Genomic DNA, 19,861 nt, shown 5'->3' with positions numbered 1-19,861 from the left:
GATGATGATGAATATTTTACTGGAAGAACTTCCCCATCAGGAACAGGCGTTAGCGGCGATTCTGGCGAGTTTCACCGGTATCGATCACGCGCAGGCCGATCATAATCACTATGCTAATCCGCTGATTAAGGAACGTTACGACGATAAGGCCAATATTGACGTTAAAATGGAGACCGGGACGGGCAAAACCTATGTCTATACCCGGTTGATGTATGAACTGCATCAGAAGTATGGCCTCTTCAAATTTGTGCTGGTGGTGCCGACGCCAGCCATTAAAGAAGGCGCGCGGAACTTTATCACCAGCGATTACGCCAGACAGCATTTTTCACAGTTCTACGAAAATACGCGGATGGAACTTTGCACCATCAACGCCGGTGATTTTAAAGTAAAGTCGGGGCGTAAAAATTTTCCGGCCCAGTTATTAAGTTTTACTGATGCCAGCCGTCGTGATAGCCATACGATTCAGGTTTTGCTGATCAATGCGCAAATGCTCAATTCCGCCAGTATGACGCGAGACGATTACGATCAAACGCTACTGGGCGGGCTGACGTCGCCTGTTAAAGGGCTGCAAATGACGCGACCGGTGGTCATTATTGATGAACCGCATCGTTTTGCGCGAGATAACAAATTTTATCGAGCGATTCAGGCCATTCAGCCGCAAATGATCGTCCGCTTTGGCGCTACCTTCCCGGATATTGTCGAAGGTAAGGGTAAAAATAAATGTGTACGTAAAGATTACTATCGCCGGCAACCGCAGTTTGATCTCAACGCGGTGGACAGTTTTAACGATGGTTTGGTGAAAGGTATTGATATTTATTACCCGAATCTCCCCGAAGAACAGGCCAACAATCGTTATATCGTTGACAGCGTCACGGCAAAGAAATTAATCCTCCGACGGGGGAGCAAAATTGCCGAGGTTGGCGTGGGCGAAAATCTCGCCGATGTCGATGCAGGATTTGAAGGCAGTATCGAATATGCCGGCAGTAAAATGTTGTCGAACGATCTGGAGCTGGAGGCAGGGATGGCGCTGGTGCCAGGAACCTTTGGCGCGAGCTACCAGGAACTGATTATTCAGGACGCCATTGATAAGCATTTTGATACCGAGCAGGCAAATTTCTTACGCAGCAATGAGCCAGAAAATAATGCCCCGCGTATTAAGACCTTAAGCCTTTTCTTTATTGACAGTATTAAAAGCTATCGTGATGACGAAGGTTGGTTGAAACTGAAGTTTGAGTGTTTACTGAAAAAGAAACTGACGCAACTGATTGACGATTATCAGCGCAAGACCCTGCCGCGAGAAGTGGAGTATCTGTCGTTTCTGCAGGCCACGCTCGCCAGCCTGCACTCGGATAACCAAAACGTCCACGCTGGTTACTTTGGCGAAGACCGCGGAAGCGGCGATGAGGCGATCCAGGCTGAGGTAGATGATATTCTGAAAAATAAAGAGAAGTTGCTCAGTTTTTCAGACCATCACGGCAACTGGGAAACGCGCCGCTTTCTGTTTTCAAAATGGACGCTTCGCGAAGGCTGGGATAACCCGAATGTTTTTGTCATTGCTAAATTACGTTCTTCCGGTAGCGAGTCGAGCAAAATTCAAGAAGTGGGGCGCGGCCTGCGGCTACCGGTAGATGAAAACGGCCATCGCGTTCATCAGGAAGAGTGGCCGTCCCGACTGTCGTTTCTGATTGGTTATGATGAAAAAGCGTTTGCCAGTATGCTGGTTGATGAGATTAATCGCGACAGCAAAGTTCAGCTTAACGAGCAGAAACTGGATGAGGCGATGATCACACTCATCGTCACCGAGCGGCAAAAAGTCGATCCTGCGTTTACGGAGCTTCGTTTGCTGGAAGATCTGGATGATAAAAAACTGATCAACCGGAGTAATGAGTTTAAACCCAGCGTCACGCTTAACGGGGAAACCAAAAGTGGTTTTGCGTGGCTACTGAAGTTCTACCCTGAGCTGACGCAGGCGCGGGTGCGAGCGGATCGCATTCGTGACAATAAGCCCGCCTCCCGACTGCGAGTCAGGTTACGCAAAGAGAATTGGGAACAACTTAGCAGTATCTGGGAGCAGTTTTCCCGCCGTTATATGCTGCAATTCGAGCGTAGCGGCGCGTCTCTGGAACAGATTGCCGCCGAGGTGCTGCGCGATCCGGCGCTGTATATACGCCAGAAGCCAAGCCAGGTTCAACAACGGCTGGTATCGAATGAAGATAATGGCCGTTTTGAAGTGGCGCAGCGGGAAGGCGAATTAGCCGCCAGCGAATTTATGGCGGGCATGAAATATGGCCATTTTCTTAAGCAACTGGCGTTACGCACCAGTCTGCCGGTTAACGTCCTGCACCCGGTGTTAATGGCGATGCTGCGTGATGTTTTGCACGGAGATTCACGCTATTTAAGCGAGATCTCGTTGGACAATATGACCCGCGCATTACAGACGCGGATTAATGCGCATTTTGCGCAGCGCCACGATTATCTGCCTCTCGATTTTCAGGCTTCAACGTCGGTATTTGATTCCACGGCACGGCAGTTCAGAGAGGAGATTAGCGCTGAAATTGTGGGGAAAAATGTGGATGAGAATGCGATAGACGATCCTCGTTCTCTCTATCAAATACCGCCGTTGCGTTATGACAGCGTCGATCCAGAATTGCCGCTATTAAAATACGATTATCCGCAACAGGTTTCTGTGTTTGGCAAACTGCCTAAGCGGGCCATTCAGATCCCCAAATATACGGGGGGCTCTACTACGCCGGATTTTGTGTACCGTATTGAGCGTCAGGACGCCGACAGCGTTTATTTACTGGTTGAAACTAAAGCAGAAAATATGCGCGTAGGCGATCAGGTTATTCTTGATGCGCAACGTAAATTCTTCGATATGCTGCGTCGGCAAAATATCAATGTCGAGTTTGCGGAAGCGACCAGCGCGCCGGCGGTATTTTCTACCATCAATGGCTTGATTGAGGGGAAAGTAAACTAACGGGTTTGAATAGACCTTAACGGTTATCTTTTTGATAGACTATATAAAATGGCCGCCGCGCAGCGAGCGTTGCGGTCATTATCCCTGTGCTAATCCCCCGTCCCGTAAACCGCGTTGACTTGAAGGTTATCGTTTTACGTCTATTCTTAACTTTCAGCTAAGCGTATTTTGCTGAAATTGCAAATAGTCTTGAAGATGCTGTTTTTTTGTTTTGCCGTTATTTTTATAACGGCCAGGTAGATATTGCCAAGTGAATGTAACTAAGGGAGACATGTTATGCTAAATAGATACTACCGTTTCGCTGTCGAAAAAGACGACCCCTCCGAAGCGCCAGAGTCGGGCGATAAGCCTGACAGCCAGCCGCAAAAAAAATCGTAATTTATCTGGATATTCCCCGACGTTTTTACGTTTGGGGAAAATAACCGTTTCGTTTCAACCTGGTTGCGAACAGTGAATATTTTACACGAAGTGACTATATATAAACGGGAGGGAACATGGAGTTTGATGCCTTCTTTTTAGCGAGACTCCAGTTTGCCTTTACCGTCTCTTTTCATATTATTTTCCCCGCGATTACGATTGGCTTAGCCAGTTACCTGGTGGTACTGGAAGGTTTATGGCTAAAAACGCGTAATCCTGTCTGGCGCTCGCTCTATCAGTTCTGGCTCAAAATTTTTGCCGTCAACTTCGGGATGGGCGTGGTCTCCGGTCTGGTCATGGCTTACCAGTTCGGAACGAACTGGAGCGGTTTCTCCCAGTTCGCCGGCAGTATCACCGGGCCTTTATTAACCTATGAAGTGCTCACCGCATTCTTCCTGGAAGCGGGATTCTTAGGCGTGATGCTTTTTGGCTGGAACAAAGTCGGGCCGGGCCTGCATTTCTTGTCTACCTGTATGGTGGCGTTGGGCACGTTAATGTCGACGTTCTGGATTCTGGCGTCTAACAGCTGGATGCATACCCCGCAGGGATTTGAAATTCATAACGGTCAGGTGGTCCCGGTGGACTGGTTCGCGGTGATTTTCAACCCGTCGTTCCCGTATCGCCTGTTGCATATGTCCGTTGCGGCGTTTTTAAGTAGCGCGATGTTTGTCGGCGCGTCCGCAGCCTGGCATTTACTGAAAGGTAACGATACGCCGGCTATCCGCCGTATGTTCTCGATGGCGTTATGGATGGCGGTCGTGGTGGCGCCCGTTCAGGCATTGATTGGCGATATGCATGGCCTTAACACCCTGAAGCATCAGCCGGTCAAAATCGCCGCGATTGAGGGGCACTGGGAAAATACGCCCGGCGAGCCAACGCCGCTTACGCTGGTAGGCTGGCCGGATATGGAGGTGGAACGGACCCGCTATGCGCTTGAGATCCCGGCGTTGGGCAGTCTGATCCTGACGCATAGCCTGGACAAACAGGTGCCTGCGCTAAAAGATTATCCCAAAGAGGATCGCCCCAACTCTACCGTGGTGTTCTGGTCTTTCCGTCTGATGGTGGGCATGGGCGTACTGATGATCTTCCTGGGGCTGGCCAGCCTGTGGCTACGCTACCGACGCCGCCTGTATCATTCGCGGCCCTTTATGCACTTTGCGCTGTGGATGGGGCCGTCCGGGCTTATCGCCATCCTTGCCGGATGGGTGACGACTGAAGTAGGACGTCAGCCGTGGGTGGTCTATGGCCTGCTGCGAACGCGTGATGCGGTTTCCGCGCACAGCACCTTGCAGATGAGCATCAGTTTGCTGGCCTTCTTTGTGGTCTATTCCCTGGTCTTTGGGGTTGGCTATATTTATATGATTCGCCTTATCCAGAAAGGGCCGCAGCCGGCGGAGACACCGACCGCTGAAACCGATGGCAGACCCGCGCGTCCTATCTCTGCCGTGGGAGAATCGCTTGAGCAGGAGAAACGCGAATGACCATCGATCTTCCGGTTATCTGGTTTGCTATTATCGTGTTCGCCACGCTGATGTATATCGTAATGGATGGGTTCGATCTGGGCGTCGGTATCCTGTTTCCGTTTATTCGCGATAAACACGATCGCGATGTTATGGTGAACTCGGTCGCGCCGGTATGGGACGGGAACGAAACCTGGCTGGTGCTGGGCGGGGCCGGGCTTTTTGGCGCGTTCCCGTTGGCTTATGCCGTCATCACCGACGCGCTGACTATCCCGCTGGTGGTTATGCTGCTTGGTCTTATCTTTCGCGGCGTCGCTTTTGAATTCCGTTTTAAAGCCACCGAGTCGCATCGCGCGTTCTGGGATAAATCCTTTATCGTCGGGTCAATCCTGGCGACCTTTGCCCAGGGGGTTGTGGTGGGGGCGGTGGTGAGCGGTTTTCAGGTGGAAGGGCGAACCTTTAGCGGTTCGCAGCTTGACTGGCTGACGCCGTTTAATCTGTTCTGCGGTGTCGGTCTGGTTGTCACCTACGCGCTGCTGGGCGCTACCTGGCTGATTATGAAAAGCGAAGATCCGCTGCATAGCCGGATGTGCGCGCTGTCGCGCCCGTTGTTGATCGTCTTGTTGCTGGTGATGGGAGGCGTCAGCGTGTGGACGCCGCTCACCCACGACGACATCGCCGAGCGCTGGTTCACGCTGCCCAATTTATACTACTTCCTGCCGGTGCCTGTGCTGGTGTTGGCTTTTAGCGTCTGGCTATGGCGCAGCGTGAAAAAACCAGAATCCCATGCGCGTCCATTTATTCTCACGTTAGGGCTGATTTTTCTGGGGTTCAGCGGGTTAGGCATCAGTATTTGGCCGAATATTATTCCACCGGATATTTCGTTGTATGCCGCCGCCGCGCCGCCGCAAAGTCAAAGCTTTATGCTGGTTGGGGCGCTGATAATCATCCCGATTATTCTGGCTTATACCTTCTGGAGCTACTACGTCTTCCGTGGAAAAGTGCGACATGGAGAGGGATATCACTGATGGTTAAAGTGAAAAAATGGTCGCGGCGAGTCGTATGGATGGTCGCGATATGGTGCGCCAGCGTGCTTCTGCTGGCGGGCGTCGGAATGTTGTTCAGACTGCTCATGACCTCCGCAGGATTTCGCTCCTGACTGATACCCCCCCGGACGCGCTTTCGTCGCTGGCGAAAGTGCGTTTTTGTCGACAGATCGGCGTTTATCGATCACCTTTGTTCGCCTTATCTCTCCCCTCAATAGCGGTTGATAATTATTCTCATCTTTATTGTCGTTCCCGGGCCGCAGTGATATGGTTACACAGTGGCTAACGCTCTGGTATAACGCAGATAAACGGTATTGATAATGTCTCCGATCTCCTGTCACTCTTCCGCCGCCCCGGCGATGAAAAAGATCTTTTCCGTCAGCGACTTCATCGCGTTTGGCGAGCGTTATGGCATTGATTACCGCTTCCCTGCGTTACCGCAGTATACGCAGAGTAGTCCCGTACTTCATGGCGATATCGAAGAGATAGCGCTTCCCGGCGGGATTTGCATTACACGCTCGGATGTTCACGTGTTACAACCTTATGAAACCACCTCTCGCCATAGCAGTCCGCTGTATATGCTGGTGGTGCTGGAAGGTAACGTCGCGCTGGCTGTCAATGAGCAGACCTTTTTGCTGAGCGCGGGGATGGCGTTTTGCTCGCAACTGAGCGAGCAGCAGACGATACGCGCCCATCACGGCGCAGATAGTAAATTGCGCACCTTGTCGCTGGGAATGTACCCGGACGGCGGATGGCGGGAGCATTTGCCTGGCTCGCTGGCAGACGAGTGGGAAAATAGCGCAGCCTCGGCGAGGGTCTGGCAGGTGCCGGAGTTTCTGCTTTCAGGGCTACGCTATGCGCAGCAGCCCGGACATCATGCGGCGTCACGCCAGTTAATGCTGGAAGGCATCATGCTGCAATTACTGGGCTATGCGCTAAATCTATGTCAGCCCGCAACGCAAAAACGTGGACTTCCCGTCACCGGTGAATATCAGCGGCTGGAGCTCATTCGGCGTTTACTGGAGCAGACGCCGGAAAAAGCCTACACGCTGAACGAACTGGCGCGTCGGGCGGCAATGAGTCCAAGTAGCCTGCGGTGCAAGTTTCGCCATGCCTATGGGTGTACCGTGTTTGATTATCTGCGCGATTGCCGCCTGGCGCGCGCGCGTCGTTATCTGATGGAGGGATACAGCGTGCAGCAGGCCGCCTGGATGTCAGGCTATCAACATGCCACAAACTTTGCGACGGCATTTCGTCGGCGTTATGGCTGCTCGCCCGGCGAGCTGCGTGACGCGTCTCTGACGGCGTCCCGCCACTGTGCGTAACGCGCTCCGCCAGAGCGGTAATATTCGCCGCTAACCCGGTTTTCTGCCGCTTTGGGTGATTTTTTATCATTGCGCATAGGCAATCTGGCGTTACGCATAGTGGTCCGTCATCTCTAAAAGGTAATAATTCTTATTTACAATAAAGATACCTTTGGAGATGTTCATGTTTGCGACAACGCGTATGGCGCTATTGATAGGCGGAGCTATCGGCGGCGCGACTTTTCCTCTTTTTGCCCAGGAAATCACAAAAAATGATACCGTCATTGTCACCTCGCCCGTGCAGAGTGGCGCGACCAAGCTGGCGACGCCAGATATTGAAACGCCGCAGTCGGTATCCATTATTACCCGCCAGCAGTTTGAAGAGCAGGGCGCAACCAGCGTGCGTCAGGCGGTCAGCTACACCCCAGGCGTATACAGTAATCAGATAGGCGCCTCTAACCGCTTTGATTACATCGTATTGCGTGGTTTTTCGGACGGTAGTCTGGATAACGTCTATCTCGACGGGTTAAAAATGATGGGCGACACCAATTCGCACAGTTCGTTGGTGGTTGACCCCTGGTTTCTGGAAGATATCGAGGTGGTACGCGGCCCGGCGTCCGTTCTGTATGGACGTTCATCGCCAGGCGGCATTGTCTCGTTGACGTCGCGAAAACCGGCGTTTGATGCCGGAGGAGAAGTGAAGCTGTTTGCCGGCAATAACAACCAGCGCGGGGCGGCTTTTGATGTGACCGGCCCACTGGATGACAATGAACGTGTGGCGGCGCGTCTTAGCGGCATGACACGTTACGCCGATTCGCAGTTTACCCCCTTGAAAGAGGAACGTTATGCGCTGATGCCGAGCCTGACCTGGCGAATTACCGATCGGACGCGTCTTGATCTTATGGCCTATCTGCACCGTGATCCGCAGGGCGGTAGCCACTCCGGACTGCCTTATCAAGGCACGGTTGTACCTTATAACGGCGGAAAAATTTCTAACACTTTCTTTGAAGGTGAAGATGACTACGACAAATACGATCGCCGTGAAAATATGGTGGGTTATAACATTGAGCATCTGTTCGATAACGGCTGGTCGGTACGGCAAAAATTGCGTTATTTGCATACCAAAGTGACGTTGAATCAGGTCTATGCCGCAGGTTGGTTGAATGAAACGGCGCTGAATCGCGGCTATTCCGGCTCCGGGGAGAAAATGTCGGCTATCGCGCTGGATAATCAGCTCGACGGCAGCGTGGATACCGGGGCGATTAATCATCGTCTGCTGGTGGGGATCGATTATCAGGATCGCAGTAATCATACTACTGGCTATTATGGCGCGTTTCCGCCGATTGACGCTTTCAACCCTGTTTATGGCGCTCAGCCGGATTACATTACGTTGTATAGCCGTGAAAAACATAAGCTGCGGCAGACCGGATACTATTTACAGGATCAGATGTCATGGGATCGCTGGCGCTTTACGTTGGGCGGTCGTTACGATCGGGTCAGCGTGTCTAACATCGACAAATTTCATGATTCACGCAGCGATCTCGATAAAAACAACGTCAGCACCCGTGCTGCGTTGCTTTATCTGTTCGACAATGGCGTCGCCCCCTATCTCAGTTATTCTACCGCGTTTACGCCGACCAGCTTCGCCGACGAAAACGGCAATGTGCTGGAACCGATGAAAGGCAAGCAGTGGGAGGCGGGGGTAAAATACGAACCGCTGGGGGGGAATAGCCAGTTTAGCGCCGCCGTGTATCGTATTAACCAGACCAATATCGCGACCAAAGAAGAACCTACCGATCCGTACCGCTCGATTGGTGAAATTGAGTCTAAAGGGGTGGAACTGGAGGCCATTAGCCATTTGTCGGATAGCGTCCGTTTGCAGGCGGCGTATACCTATACTGATATCCGTTATAAGAAAAGTAGCCCGCAAGAGCAGGGTAAGCGCGCGGTTTATGCTCCACGGAACCAGGCCAGCGCCTGGCTAAGCTACGATGTGAAAAGCGGTCTGTTAGAGGGGCTGACTTTGGGCTCCGGCATCCGGTACGTCAACGGCGTGACCAGCGATCGCCTGAATACCCACACGTTGCCGTCCTATACATTGGTCGATATGGTGGTAGGGTATGATTTATCCAGCATTGGGTTAAATGGCTTGAGCGCCCAGCTCAACGTAAATAACCTGACGGACAAACGCTATGTCGCTGCCTGTAATTCGCTCTCTTATTGTTATTTTGGCGCCGAGCGTAGCATTGTAGGCAGCGTGTCATGGGCGTTTTGATAACGCTTATCGTCCGGTAGCAAAGGCTACCGGGCAAACATTAGCGGTGCGTCACGCCTTCATAGAGAAGTCTGAGCGCAAACATCCCGATAATGGCGCCGATAACACGGCTGGCAATGCGCTGTATTCGTCCATAAGCGCGGCGGACTGCGGGGAGCGAAAAGGCCTGGCTGAGAAAAATACGCCAGATAACGGATGACAGCACAATTCCGGCCCAGGCCATTAACCTTGCCCATGTGGGCGTTTCTGTGCTAAGCGTTACGGAAAAAATACTGATAAAAAACAGTACGGTTTGCGGATTGGATAAATCGGTCATTAATCCCCGGCGAAAGAAAATCGTCCACGGGGCGGCAATCGGCGTCTGGAGCGTGCTCATTTGCGGCGTCGCCTGGTGGCGAATACTGTTCCAGGCGAACCATAATAAATAGGCGCCGCCGACAATTTTGATAAGAGAAAATACCGCTTCGCATTGCGTAATGAGCGTCGCCAGACCGAAAAGCCCCAGCCCGGAATAAAAGGCGTCTCCCGTGGCGACGCCCAGGCCGGTGATGACCCCCGCCCGGCGTCCTGATGCGAGGCTGGTTTGCACCACCACAAACAGATTCGCGCCGGGATTAAAAAAGGTTAACACAAACAGACTGACGGTAAGCACAACGGCATGAAACGGCTCCATAGACAACTCTTCCCATAGCCTCAAGAAATAACGTTCATCTTATTAATAGTCAAACCAGATGATTGCGAGTGAGATCACAAAGCAGGGGCGTTTTAATCCGCGTTGTTACGCCGACTGAGCGGGGGCTGACTGGATTTTTCCAGCAATCTACACTACTTATTTAATCAGTCCGAACGGCCTTTTTGTTCTGATAAAGCGATGATGGCGTAATAATAAAACGAGGGTTTTGCTATGAAAACTGGCTACAAGGTTATGCTTGGCGCATTAGCGTTTGTCGTGACAAACGTTTATGCCGCAGAAATCATGAAAAAAACGGACTTTGATAAAGTCGCCTCCGAATACACGAAAATTGGCACGATTTCCACCACCGGGGAAATGTCGCCGCTGGACGCCAGAGAAGATTTAATCAAAAAGGCGGATGAAAAAGGGGCGGATGTGGTGGTGCTGACGTCCGGGCAGACAGAAAATAAAATTCATGGTACGGCTGATATTTATAAAAAGAAATAAAAGCGTTGCATCATAAAAATACCCGCCTGGGTTTCCGGCGGGTATATTTATTCCTGGCAACCGTCATCCGTTTTGCCGGATGACGGCCTGCAGTAAACGTAGCGCCATCAGGCATTCAGGACGCTGTCATTTGTCTTAATTATCCGACTGGTTTTTGGCACCAGCTTTTAAACGACGCCACAGAGTGGTGCGGCTAATCCCCAGATAACGCGCCGCGGCGCTCTTATCGCCCTTAAAGCGCGCCAGTACATCCTGTAACGTGTGCGCATCCACGGTTGAAGGCGTCAGCTCTGCTGTGTTCACCATAAGCTCAGGTAATAACTGCCGCATAAATTGCCTGTCCAGCGTTGGCGCGGGATCGACGCTTAAAAAAAGCGCCAGGCGCTCCATCATATTACGCAGTTCGCGAATATTACCGGGCCAGCGCCAGGCCAGCAAAAGCGGCTGACACTGTGTCAATCCATGACGTATCGATTCGGTAAACGGAATTTCCATCGCTGCCAGCGACTGTTTTAAAAAGCTTTCCGCCAGCGGCAAAATATCAGCCTGCCGCTCGCGCAAAGGAGGAAGCGTCAGGCGCAGAATACTCAGGCGATAAAAGAGATCGGGGCGAAAACGTCCTTGCATTATCTCCCGATCCAGATCGCAATGCGTAGCGCTGATCACCCGGACCTCCACCGGGATCGGCTGGTGTCCGCCGACGCGAGTGACGGCTTTTTCCTCCAGTACGCGCAAGAGTCGGGTTTGTAACGGCAAGGGCATTTCGCCGATTTCATCCAGAAACAGCGTGCCGCCGTGTGCGATTTCAAATAGCCCCGCCCGGCCTCCTCGTCGTGAACCGGTAAACGCACCCTCTTCATAACCAAACAGTTCCGCTTCCAGCAACGACTCGGTAATCGCGCCGCAATTGACGGCGACAAAGGGAGGGGATGGCTTATTCTGACGGTGAGGCTGGCGGTGAAAAAACGTCTGGTGAATCGCCTGCGCCGCCAGCTCTTTTCCGGTCCCTGTTTCCCCCTGAATCAGCACTGCCGCACGGGAGCGGGCATAGAGCGTAATCGTCTGGCGGAGCTGCTCCATTTGCGGCGACTGGCCGCGTATATCGCCCAGTTCATACCGGGTTTGTAATCCCTTGCCGGATGGGTAATCCACGCGCTGGCGCCGTGTCAGACGGGTCATATCCAGCGCATCATGAAAAGCCTGACGAACGGTCGCCGCGGAATAAATAAAGATGGCGGTCATTCCCGCTTCTTCCGCCAGATCGGTAATTAATCCCGCGCCGACGACGGCCTCAATACCGTTGGCCTTAAGTTCGTTAATTTGCCCGCGCGCGTCCTCTTCGGTGACATAGCTTCGCTGTTCAAGACAGAGGTGAAACGTTTTCTGAAAGGCAAGTAAAGCCGGAATGGTCTCCTGATAGGTCACGATACCGATAGACGAGGTGAGCTTTCCCGCTTTCGCCAGCGCCTGTAATACATCGAATCCGCTGGGCTTGATGAGGATCACCGGTATTGACAGGCGGCTTTTTAAATAGGCCCCATTCGAACCCGCCGCGATAATCGCGTCGCAGCGCTCGGTCGCCAGTTTTTTGCGAATGTAGGTCACCGCCTTTTCAAAGCCGAGTTGAATAGGCGTGATGGTCGCCAGATGATCGAATTCCAGGCTGATATCCCGAAACAGTTCGAACAGACGCGTTACGGAGACCGTCCAGATCACCGGTTTATCGCTATTATCGCGCGGAGCGCTGTGGGCAGTCGTCATCGCAGTAGGTTCATCTTTAAGGGGCGATTTTTTGTTTTAAACGTGTTTCATAAATGTTGCAATGAAACAGAGCGATTCGTTTCATGAAACGTTAGCTGACACGTTTTTCTTTTCCCTTAATCGCGCTTATTCATAACGGGAATGACTGTAATTACCTGTTTTTAAATCTCATTGTATTTAATTTTCTCGCAGCCTCTTTGCCTGGCATAGCCTTTGCTTTGGTGAATACATTCTGAGTAACAATTTACTAACATGAGGACGAGATATGTCTTTACATTCGCCGGGGCAGGCATTTCGCGCCGCGCTCGCTAAAGAGAATCCATTACAAATTGTCGGCGCTATTAATGCCAACCATGCTCTGTTGGCCCAACGGGCCGGGTATCAGGCTATCTATCTTTCTGGCGGCGGCGTAGCGGCGGGCTCGCTCGGACTGCCGGATCTGGGGATTTCGACGCTGGATGATGTGTTAACCGATATCCGGCGCATCACGGATGTTTGCCCGCTGCCGCTGTTGGTGGATGCGGATATTGGCTTTGGTTCCTCCGCCTTTAATGTCGCGCGGACGGTAAAGTCCATAGCCAAAGCGGGCGCCGCCGTGCTGCATATTGAAGACCAGGTTGGCGCTAAGCGCTGTGGACACCGTCCAAACAAAGCGATCGTCTCGAAAGAGGAGATGGTAGACCGAATTCGGGCGGCAGTGGATGCGCGCACCGATCCGAACTTTGTGATCATGGCGCGTACCGATGCGCTGGCGGTGGAAGGGCTGGAGGCGGCTCTCGATCGCGCGCAGGCTTACGTGGATGCGGGGGCTGACATGCTGTTCCCGGAGGCGATCACCGAACTGTCGATGTACCGCCAGTTCGCCGACGTGGCGCAGGTGCCGATCCTCGCCAACATCACTGAGTTTGGCGCGACGCCGCTGTTTACGACCGACGAGTTGCGCAGCGCACACGTGGCGATGGCGCTCTATCCGCTGTCGGCGTTTCGCGCCATGAACCGCGCCGCAGAAAAAGTCTATACCGTGCTGCGCCAGGAAGGGACGCAAAAGAACGTGATCGACATCATGCAGACCCGTAACGAGCTGTACGAAAGCATCAATTACTACCAGTTCGAAGAGAAGCTGGACGCGCTGTACAGGAATAAAAAATCGTAGCCTGTAGGCCTGATAAGGCGAAGGCGCCATCAGGCAATGCCGGATGGCACTACGTTTAACCCGCCTACAGTACGGCCTACACGCCTCAATACCCTACACATTACAATAATGACGAGGACAATATGACAGACACGACGATCCTGCAAAACAACACGCATGTCATTAAGTCTAAAAAATCAGTCGCGCTTTCCGGCGTACCTGCCGGAAATACCGCTCTGTGTACCGTGGGAAAAAGCGGTAACGATCTGCACTATCGCGGTTACGACATTCTCGATCTGGCGGAGCACTGCGAATTTGAAGAAGTCGCGCATTTACTGATCCACGGAAAATTACCGACCCGCGACGAGCTGAACGCGTATAAAAGCAAATTAAAAGCGCTGCGCGGATTACCCGCCAATGTCCGTACCGTTCTGGAAGCGTTACCGGCGGCCTCGCACCCGATGGACGTGATGCGTACCGGCGTTTCCGCGCTGGGCTGCACCCTGCCGGAAAAAGAGGCACATACCGTCTCCGGCGCGCGCGATATTACCGATAAGCTGTTGGCCTCGCTCAGCTCTATCCTTCTTTACTGGTATCACTACAGCCACAACGGCGAACGTATTCAGCCGGAAACCGACGATGATTCCATCGGCGGCCATTTCCTGCATCTGCTGCACGGTGAAAAGCCAACCCAAAGCTGGGAAAAGGCGATGCATATTTCGCTGGTGCTGTATGCCGAGCATGAGTTCAACGCCTCGACGTTTACCAGCCGGGTGATTGCCGGAACCGGCTCGGATGTCTACTCCGCGATTATCGGCGCGATTGGCGCGCTGCGCGGCCCGAAACACGGCGGGGCGAATGAGGTGTCGCTGGAAATTCAACAGCGTTATGAAACGCCGGACGAGGCAGAGGCGGATATCCGTAAACGCGTGGAAAACAAAGAGGTGGTGATTGGCTTTGGACATCCGGTTTACACCATCGCCGACCCGCGCCATCAGGTGATCAAACGGGTGGCGAAACAGCTTTCAGAAGAAGGCGGCTCGCTGAAGATGTACCACATCGCCGACCGTCTGGAAACGGTGATGTGGGAGACCAAAAAGATGTTCCCGAATCTCGACTGGTTTTCGGCGGTCTCCTACAACATGATGGGCGTCCCTACCGAAATGTTCACCCCGCTGTTTGTCATCGCCCGCGTTACCGGCTGGGCGGCGCACATTATTGAACAGCGTCAGGACAACAAAATTATTCGTCCCTCTGCCAACTATACCGGGCCGGAAGATCGTCCGTTTGTCTCGATAGACGATCGTTGCTAACTCACTCTTATTAAAAATAAAACGCAGGAAACGTACCCTATGTCTACCCAAGAACTGAACATCCGCCCAGACTTTGACCGTGAAATCGTTGATATCGTTGATTACGTGATGAATTACGAGATCACCTCAAAGGTGGCGTACGACACCGCGCATTATTGCCTGCTCGACACGCTCGGCTGTGGTCTGGAAGCGCTGGAATACCCGGCCTGTAAAAAATTGCTTGGGCCGATCGTGCCAGGCACGGTGGTGCCCAACGGCGCACGCGTGCCGGGCACCCAGTTCCAGCTCGATCCGGTACAGGCAGCCTTTAACATTGGCGCGATGATCCGCTGGCTCGATTTTAATGATACCTGGCTTGCCGCCGAGTGGGGCCATCCTTCTGATAACCTGGGCGGTATTCTGGCGATTGCGGATTGGCTGTCACGCAACGCCGTCGCCGCCGGCAAAGCGCCGCTGACCATGAAACAGGTATTGAGCGGGATGATCAAAGCCCATGAAATTCAGGGTTGCATCGCGCTGGAAAACGCCTTCAACCGTGTCGGGCTTGACCATGTGCTGCTGGTGAAAGTGGCCTCGACCGCGGTGGTCGCTGAAATGCTGGGGCTGACGCGCGATGAGATCCTCAACGCGGTATCGTTGGCGTGGGTGGATGGGCAGTCGTTGCGCACTTATCGTCATGCGCCGAATACCGGTACGCGCAAATCCTGGGCGGCGGGCGACGCTACCTCACGCGCGGTACGTCTGGCGCTGATGGCGAAAACCGGCGAGATGGGCTATCCCTCGGCGCTCACCGCCAAAACCTGGGGCTTCTACGACGTTTCATTCAAAGGTGAAACGTTCCGTTTCCAGCGCCCTTACGGCTCCTACGTGATGGAAAACGTGCTATTCAAAATTTCTTTCCCGGCAGAATTCCACTCGCAAACCGCCGTCGAAGCGGCGATGACGCTGTACGAGCAGATGCAGGCCGCGGGCAAAACGGCAGCGGATATCGAGAAAGTGACTATCCGCACCCACGAAGCCTGTCTCCGCATTATCGATAAAAAAGGCCCGCTCAATAACCCGGCGGACCGCGATCACTGTATCCAGTATATGGTCGCCGTGCCGTTGCTGTTCGGACGGTTAACCGCGGCGGATTATGAAGACGAGGTGGCGCAGGACAAGCGTATTGACGCCCTGCGCGAGAAGATCGTGTGTTATGAGGACCCGGCTTTTACCGCCGACTATCACGACCCGGAAAAACGTGCTATCGGCAATGCGATCTCCGTAGAGTTTACTGATGGCTCACGCTTTGGCGAGGTTGTCGTGGAGTATCCGATTGGTCATGCGCGTCGCCGCGCCGACGGTATTCCGAAGCTTATCGAAAAATTTAAAATTAACCTGGCGCGTCAGTTCCCGACTCGCCAGCAGCAACGCATTCTGGATGTCTCCCTGGACAGATCCCGCCTGGAGCAGATGCCGGTTAACGAATACCTCGATTTATATGTCATCTGAGCCAGCCAGCAGTAAGGCGTAAGTTCAACAGGAGAGCGTGATGTCTTTTAGCGAATTTTATCAGCGTTCCATTAACGAACCGGAGGCGTTCTGGGCCGAGCAGGCCCGGCGTATCGACTGGCGACAGCCGTTTACGCAGACGCTGGATCATAGCCGTCCACCGTTTGCCCGCTGGTTTTGCGGCGGCACCACTAACTTATGTCATAACGCCGTCGACCGCTGGCTGGATAAACAGCCGGAGGCGCTGGCGCTGATTGCCGTCTCATCAGAGACCGATGAAGAGCGCACATTTACCTTCAGCCAGTTGCATGACGAGGTCAACATTGTGGCCGCTATGCTGCTGTCGCTGGGCGTGCAGCGTGGCGATCGCGTATTGGTCTATATGCCGATGATTGCCGAAGCGCAGATAACCCTGCTGGCCTGCGCGCGCATTGGCGCGATCCATTCGGTGGTCTTTGGCGGTTTTGCCTCGCACAGCGTGGCGGCGCGGATTGACGATGCCAGACCGGCGCTGATTGTGTCGGCGGATGCCGGAGCGCGGGGCGGTAAAATCCTGCCGTATAAAAAGCTGCTTGATGACGCTATTGCGCAGGCGCAGCATCAGCCGAAACACGTTCTGCTGGTGGACAGAGGGCTGGCGAAAATGGCGTGGGTGGATGGGCGCGATCTGGATTTTGCCACGTTGCGCCAGCAGCATCTCGGCGCGAGCGTGCCGGTGGCGTGGCTGGAATCCAATGAAACCTCGTGCATTCTTTACACCTCCGGCACTACCGGCAAACCGAAAGGCGTCCAGCGCGACGTCGGCGGTTATGCGGTGGCGCTGGCAACCTCGATGGACACCATTTTTGGCGGCAAGGTGGGCGGCGTATTCTTTTGCGCATCGGATATCGGCTGGGTCGTCGGCCACTCCTATATCGTTTACGCGCCGCTGCTGGCAGGCATGGCGACTATTGTTTACGAAGGACTGCCGACGTACCCGGACTGCGGGGTCTGGTGGAAAATTGTCGAGAAATACCAGGTTAACCGGATGTTTTCCGCCCCGACCGCGATTCGCGTGCTGAAAAAATTCCCAACGGCGCAAATCCGCAATCACGATCTCTCCTCGCTGGAGGCGCTTTATCTGGCCGGTGAGCCGCTGGACGAGCCGACGGCCAGTTGGGTGACGGAGACGCTGGGCGTACCGGTCATCGACAATTATTGGCAGACGGAGTCCGGCTGGCCGATCATGGCGCTGGCCCGCGCGCTGGACGACAGGCCGTCGCGTCTGGGAAGTCCCGGCGTGCCGATGTACGGTTATAACGTCCAGCTACTCAATGAAGTCACCGGCGAACCCTGCGGCATAAACGAAAAAGGCATGCTGGTGATCGAAGGGCCGCTGCCGCCGGGCTGTATTCAGACTATTTGGGGCGACGATGCGCGTTTTGTGAAGACTTACTGGTCGCTGTTTGCCCGTCAGGTTTATGCCACCTTCGACTGGGGAATTCGCGACGCCGAGGGGTATTACTTTATTCTGGGCCGTACCGATGATGTGATTAATATTGCGGGCCATCGGCTGGGAACGCGAGAAATAGAAGAAAGTATCTCCAGCTACCCGAACGTAGCGGAAGTGGCGGTAGTGGGGATAAAAGACGCTCTGAAAGGGCAGGTGGCGGTGGCGTTTGTCATTCCGAAGCAGAGCGATACGCTGGCGGATCGCGAGGCGGCGCGCGACGAGGAAAAAGCGATTATGGCGTTGGTAGACAATCAGATTGGTCACTTTGGTCGCCCGGCGCATGTCTGGTTTGTTTCGCAGCTCCCCAAAACGCGTTCCGGAAAGATGCTTCGCCGCACGATCCAGGCGATCTGCGAAGGCCGCGATCCGGGCGATCTGACAACCATTGACGATCCCGCGTCGTTGCAGCAAATTCGCCAGGCGATCGAGGAATAGCCGTAAGCCGGATAAGCCGCGTCCGGCAACGGGTCAGGCTCAGCGACTGAATAGTGGGGTGTAAAGTCGGGAAAGGGCGGCAGCGCGCCGCCCTGTAACAGAATTAACGCAGAATATTTTTCTCAGCCAGATCCAGCGCGAAGTAACTGAAAATCAAATCAGCGCCGGCGCGTTTAATCGAGCCCAGACTTTCCAGCACGACCTTTTCTTCATCTATGGCGCCAGCCATAGCAGCAAATTTAATCATGGCGTATTCACCGCTCACCTGGTAAGCGCCAAGCGGCAACTCTGTGCGTTCGCGGATTTCACGCAGCACGTCCAGATACGCGCCGGCCGGTTTCACCATTAAGCAATCCGCACCCTGGGCTTCGTCGAGCAGTGATTCGCGAATCGCTTCACGGCGGTTCATCGGATTCATTTGATACGTCTTGCGGTCGCCTTTTAACGCGGTACCCGCTGCTTCACGGAAGGGGCCGTAGAAAGAAGAGGCGAACTTGGTGGAGTAGGACATTATTGCCGTATCGGTAAAACCGGCGGCATCCAGCGCCTGGCGGATAGCCTGGACTTGTCCATCCATGGCCGCGGAGGGCGCAATAAAATCTGCTCCAGCCGCCGCCGCGATAACGGCCTGCTTGCCGAGGTTGGCCAGCGTCGCATCGTTATCCACACCGTGTTCGCACAATACGCCGCAGTGGCCGTGCGAGGTGTATTCGCAGAAGCAGGTGTCGGACATAACGATCATCTCCGGCACGGTTTGCTTACAGATGCGGGACATTCTTGCCACCAGGCCGTCTTCTTTCCAGGTATCGCTGCCGGTGTCATCAGTATGGTGAGAAATGCCGAAGGTCATAACGGAACGAATGCCAGCATTTGCGATACGTTCAATCTCTCGCGCCAGCTGCTTTTCCGGGATACGCATTACGCCGGGCATGGCATCAATAGCTTTGTAATCGTCGAGTTCTTCTTCAACAAAGATCGGCAACACCAGGTCGTTCAGGCTAAGTGTTGTCTCTTCAAACATAGCGCGCAGCGCAGCGGATTTGCGCAGGCGGCGAGGGCGATGGATAAGGTCTGTCATGGTCTGCCTGATGTTTGTGGAATCGAAGGCCCAGTATACCTGAATCTGCAGGCAGATGTTTTACGAAAACGGTCCTTAACGTAGCAGGCGCAGCCCCGGCGGCGGCGGAACATGGCGCTTCTTTTATATACCGAAGATTAATACCTCAGGCACTATATCATTTTAAATAAGAATTAGTTTTACGTTGTTTTTAGTTTTATTTCATTGTCATTTAAGTAAATGTGGATTTTGACATTATTCATATTTATTTTGTTTTTCTTTAATTCATATTTATCTTATATGTATTTTGTTTTTTTATTTTCTTGCAAGGTCATGAAAAAGAACGCTTTTTAATTATCAACTTTCCTTTTATTACGCCTTTTTAATTCATGTCCGAATCCGGACTGAGGATAAAGAATAATTGAACCTTTTAGCAATGACGCCGCATAATCCTCCTTGCTAAACATCTATATGTTTTTATGCATTGATAATTGATGGATCAACTATATTACGTCCCTGAG

15 protein-coding genes and 1 pseudogene are annotated in these 19,861 nt (G+C 53.2%); 13 read left to right on the top strand and 3 right to left on the bottom strand.

Features of this window, described 5'->3' with window-relative positions:
* Window positions 1–4 precede the first annotated feature (4 nt).
* From J4685_RS14980 to foxA, 8 genes and pseudogenes are all read left to right on the top strand, one after another.
* Window positions 5–2,977, top strand: coding sequence for a type III restriction-modification system endonuclease (locus J4685_RS14980; protein ID WP_077905011.1), 2,973 nt, complete (start codon window positions 5–7; stop codon window positions 2,975–2,977).
* A gap of 276 nt (window positions 2,978–3,253) precedes the next feature.
* Window positions 3,254–3,355 carry a small effector SsaA gene (gene ssaA / locus J4685_RS14975; protein ID WP_000934834.1) on the top strand — a complete coding sequence of 34 codons (102 nt, stop codon included), beginning with the start codon at window positions 3,254–3,256 and terminating at the stop codon, window positions 3,353–3,355.
* 116 nt (window positions 3,356–3,471) lie between these two features.
* Complete coding sequence (locus J4685_RS14970; protein ID WP_000393713.1) at window positions 3,472–4,875, top strand: cytochrome ubiquinol oxidase subunit I; 1,404 nt, start codon at window positions 3,472–3,474, stop codon at window positions 4,873–4,875.
* A complete protein-coding gene (gene cydB / locus J4685_RS14965) occupies window positions 4,872–5,882 on the top strand; it encodes a cytochrome d ubiquinol oxidase subunit II (RefSeq protein ID WP_000151047.1) in 1,011 nt (336 codons plus the stop codon). The genes J4685_RS14970 and cydB overlap by 4 nt, the downstream gene beginning before the upstream one ends.
* On the top strand, window positions 5,828–6,013 hold the full coding sequence (locus J4685_RS22775) for a DUF2474 domain-containing protein (protein ID WP_305954967.1): 186 nt from the start codon (window positions 5,828–5,830) through the stop codon (window positions 6,011–6,013). The genes cydB and J4685_RS22775 overlap by 55 nt, the downstream gene beginning before the upstream one ends.
* Window positions 5,932–6,125 (top strand): annotated as a pseudogene (locus J4685_RS22580) (hypothetical protein). The gene J4685_RS22775 and the pseudogene J4685_RS22580 overlap by 82 nt, the downstream one beginning before the upstream one ends.
* Window positions 6,126–6,220: 95 nt before the next feature.
* Window positions 6,221–7,225, top strand: coding sequence for a ferrioxamine uptake transcriptional regulator FoxR (gene foxR, locus J4685_RS14955; protein WP_000074595.1), 1,005 nt, complete (start codon window positions 6,221–6,223; stop codon window positions 7,223–7,225).
* A 145-nt stretch (window positions 7,226–7,370) separates the two neighbouring features.
* The gene (gene foxA / locus J4685_RS14950; RefSeq protein ID WP_162467025.1) at window positions 7,371–9,479 is read left to right on the top strand and encodes a ferrioxamine B receptor FoxA; all 2,109 of its coding nucleotides are present in this window, start codon (window positions 7,371–7,373) and stop codon (window positions 9,477–9,479) included.
* 40 nt (window positions 9,480–9,519) lie between these two features.
* Here foxA and J4685_RS14945 read toward each other — a convergent pair whose 3' ends face one another.
* Window positions 9,520–10,152 (bottom strand): LysE family transporter, encoded by a 633-nt coding sequence (locus J4685_RS14945; protein WP_000433133.1) that lies wholly within the window; start codon window positions 10,150–10,152, stop codon window positions 9,520–9,522.
* Window positions 10,153–10,383: 231 nt separating this feature from the next.
* On the opposite strand from J4685_RS14945, the gene yahO reads away from it, so the two are divergent.
* A complete protein-coding gene (yahO, locus tag J4685_RS14940) occupies window positions 10,384–10,659 on the top strand; it encodes a DUF1471 family periplasmic protein YahO (protein WP_000848026.1) in 276 nt (91 codons plus the stop codon).
* 135 nt (window positions 10,660–10,794) lie between these two features.
* Here yahO and prpR read toward each other — a convergent pair whose 3' ends face one another.
* A complete protein-coding gene (gene prpR / locus J4685_RS14935; RefSeq protein WP_000205271.1) occupies window positions 10,795–12,420 on the bottom strand; it encodes a propionate catabolism operon regulatory protein PrpR in 1,626 nt (541 codons plus the stop codon).
* Between the two features lie 265 nt (window positions 12,421–12,685).
* Here prpR and prpB point away from each other — a divergent pair, with 265 nt between their 5' ends.
* The 4 genes from prpB to prpE all read left to right on the top strand — a co-directional run bounded on the left by prpB (window position 12,686) and on the right by prpE (window position 18,283).
* Entirely contained in the window at window positions 12,686–13,573 is an 888-nt protein-coding gene (gene prpB / locus J4685_RS14930; RefSeq protein WP_000052228.1) for a methylisocitrate lyase, read from the top strand.
* A 122-nt stretch (window positions 13,574–13,695) separates the two neighbouring features.
* The gene (gene prpC / locus J4685_RS14925) at window positions 13,696–14,865 is read left to right on the top strand and encodes a 2-methylcitrate synthase (RefSeq protein WP_000132753.1); all 1,170 of its coding nucleotides are present in this window, start codon (window positions 13,696–13,698) and stop codon (window positions 14,863–14,865) included.
* Window positions 14,866–14,904: 39 nt separating this feature from the next.
* Window positions 14,905–16,356, top strand: a complete 1,452-nt coding sequence (locus J4685_RS14920) for a bifunctional 2-methylcitrate dehydratase/aconitate hydratase (RefSeq protein WP_000107069.1) — start codon at window positions 14,905–14,907, stop codon at window positions 16,354–16,356.
* A 40-nt stretch (window positions 16,357–16,396) separates the two neighbouring features.
* Window positions 16,397–18,283, top strand: a complete 1,887-nt coding sequence (prpE, locus tag J4685_RS14915) for a propionate--CoA ligase (protein ID WP_000010213.1) — start codon at window positions 16,397–16,399, stop codon at window positions 18,281–18,283.
* Between the two features lie 103 nt (window positions 18,284–18,386).
* Here the strand turns inward: prpE and hemB are convergent, their stop codons facing one another.
* A complete protein-coding gene (gene hemB / locus J4685_RS14910; RefSeq protein ID WP_000130724.1) occupies window positions 18,387–19,361 on the bottom strand; it encodes a porphobilinogen synthase in 975 nt (324 codons plus the stop codon).
* Window positions 19,362–19,861: the final 500 nt, after the last annotated feature.

Origin of the sequence: Salmonella sp. 32100201201700099SM (assembly GCF_017572645.1) — a bacterium.
Classification (GTDB): Bacteria; Pseudomonadota; Gammaproteobacteria; order Enterobacterales; family Enterobacteriaceae; genus Salmonella; species Salmonella enterica.
This window is presented reverse-complemented; position numbering and strand designations above follow the sequence as displayed.

What these genes read in the sequence shown, in the direction of transcription:
- J4685_RS14980 (WP_077905011.1), top strand. Translation starts at nt 5, where the DNA reads ATGATGAATATTTTACTGGAAGAACTTCCCCATCAGGAACAGGCGTTA.
- ssaA (WP_000934834.1), top strand. Translation starts at nt 3,254, where the DNA reads ATGCTAAATAGATACTACCGTTTCGCTGTCGAAAAAGACGACCCCTCC.
- J4685_RS14970 (WP_000393713.1), top strand. Translation starts at nt 3,472, where the DNA reads ATGGAGTTTGATGCCTTCTTTTTAGCGAGACTCCAGTTTGCCTTTACC.
- cydB (WP_000151047.1), top strand. Translation starts at nt 4,872, where the DNA reads ATGACCATCGATCTTCCGGTTATCTGGTTTGCTATTATCGTGTTCGCC.
- foxR (WP_000074595.1), top strand. Translation starts at nt 6,221, where the DNA reads ATGTCTCCGATCTCCTGTCACTCTTCCGCCGCCCCGGCGATGAAAAAG.
- J4685_RS14945 (WP_000433133.1), bottom strand. Translation starts at nt 10,152, where the DNA reads ATGGAGCCGTTTCATGCCGTTGTGCTTACCGTCAGTCTGTTTGTGTTA.
- yahO (WP_000848026.1), top strand. Translation starts at nt 10,384, where the DNA reads ATGAAAACTGGCTACAAGGTTATGCTTGGCGCATTAGCGTTTGTCGTG.
- prpR (WP_000205271.1), bottom strand. Translation starts at nt 12,420, where the DNA reads ATGACGACTGCCCACAGCGCTCCGCGCGATAATAGCGATAAACCGGTG.
- prpB (WP_000052228.1), top strand. Translation starts at nt 12,686, where the DNA reads ATGTCTTTACATTCGCCGGGGCAGGCATTTCGCGCCGCGCTCGCTAAA.
- prpC (WP_000132753.1), top strand. Translation starts at nt 13,696, where the DNA reads ATGACAGACACGACGATCCTGCAAAACAACACGCATGTCATTAAGTCT.
- J4685_RS14920 (WP_000107069.1), top strand. Translation starts at nt 14,905, where the DNA reads ATGTCTACCCAAGAACTGAACATCCGCCCAGACTTTGACCGTGAAATC.
- prpE (WP_000010213.1), top strand. Translation starts at nt 16,397, where the DNA reads ATGTCTTTTAGCGAATTTTATCAGCGTTCCATTAACGAACCGGAGGCG.
- hemB (WP_000130724.1), bottom strand. Translation starts at nt 19,361, where the DNA reads ATGACAGACCTTATCCATCGCCCTCGCCGCCTGCGCAAATCCGCTGCG.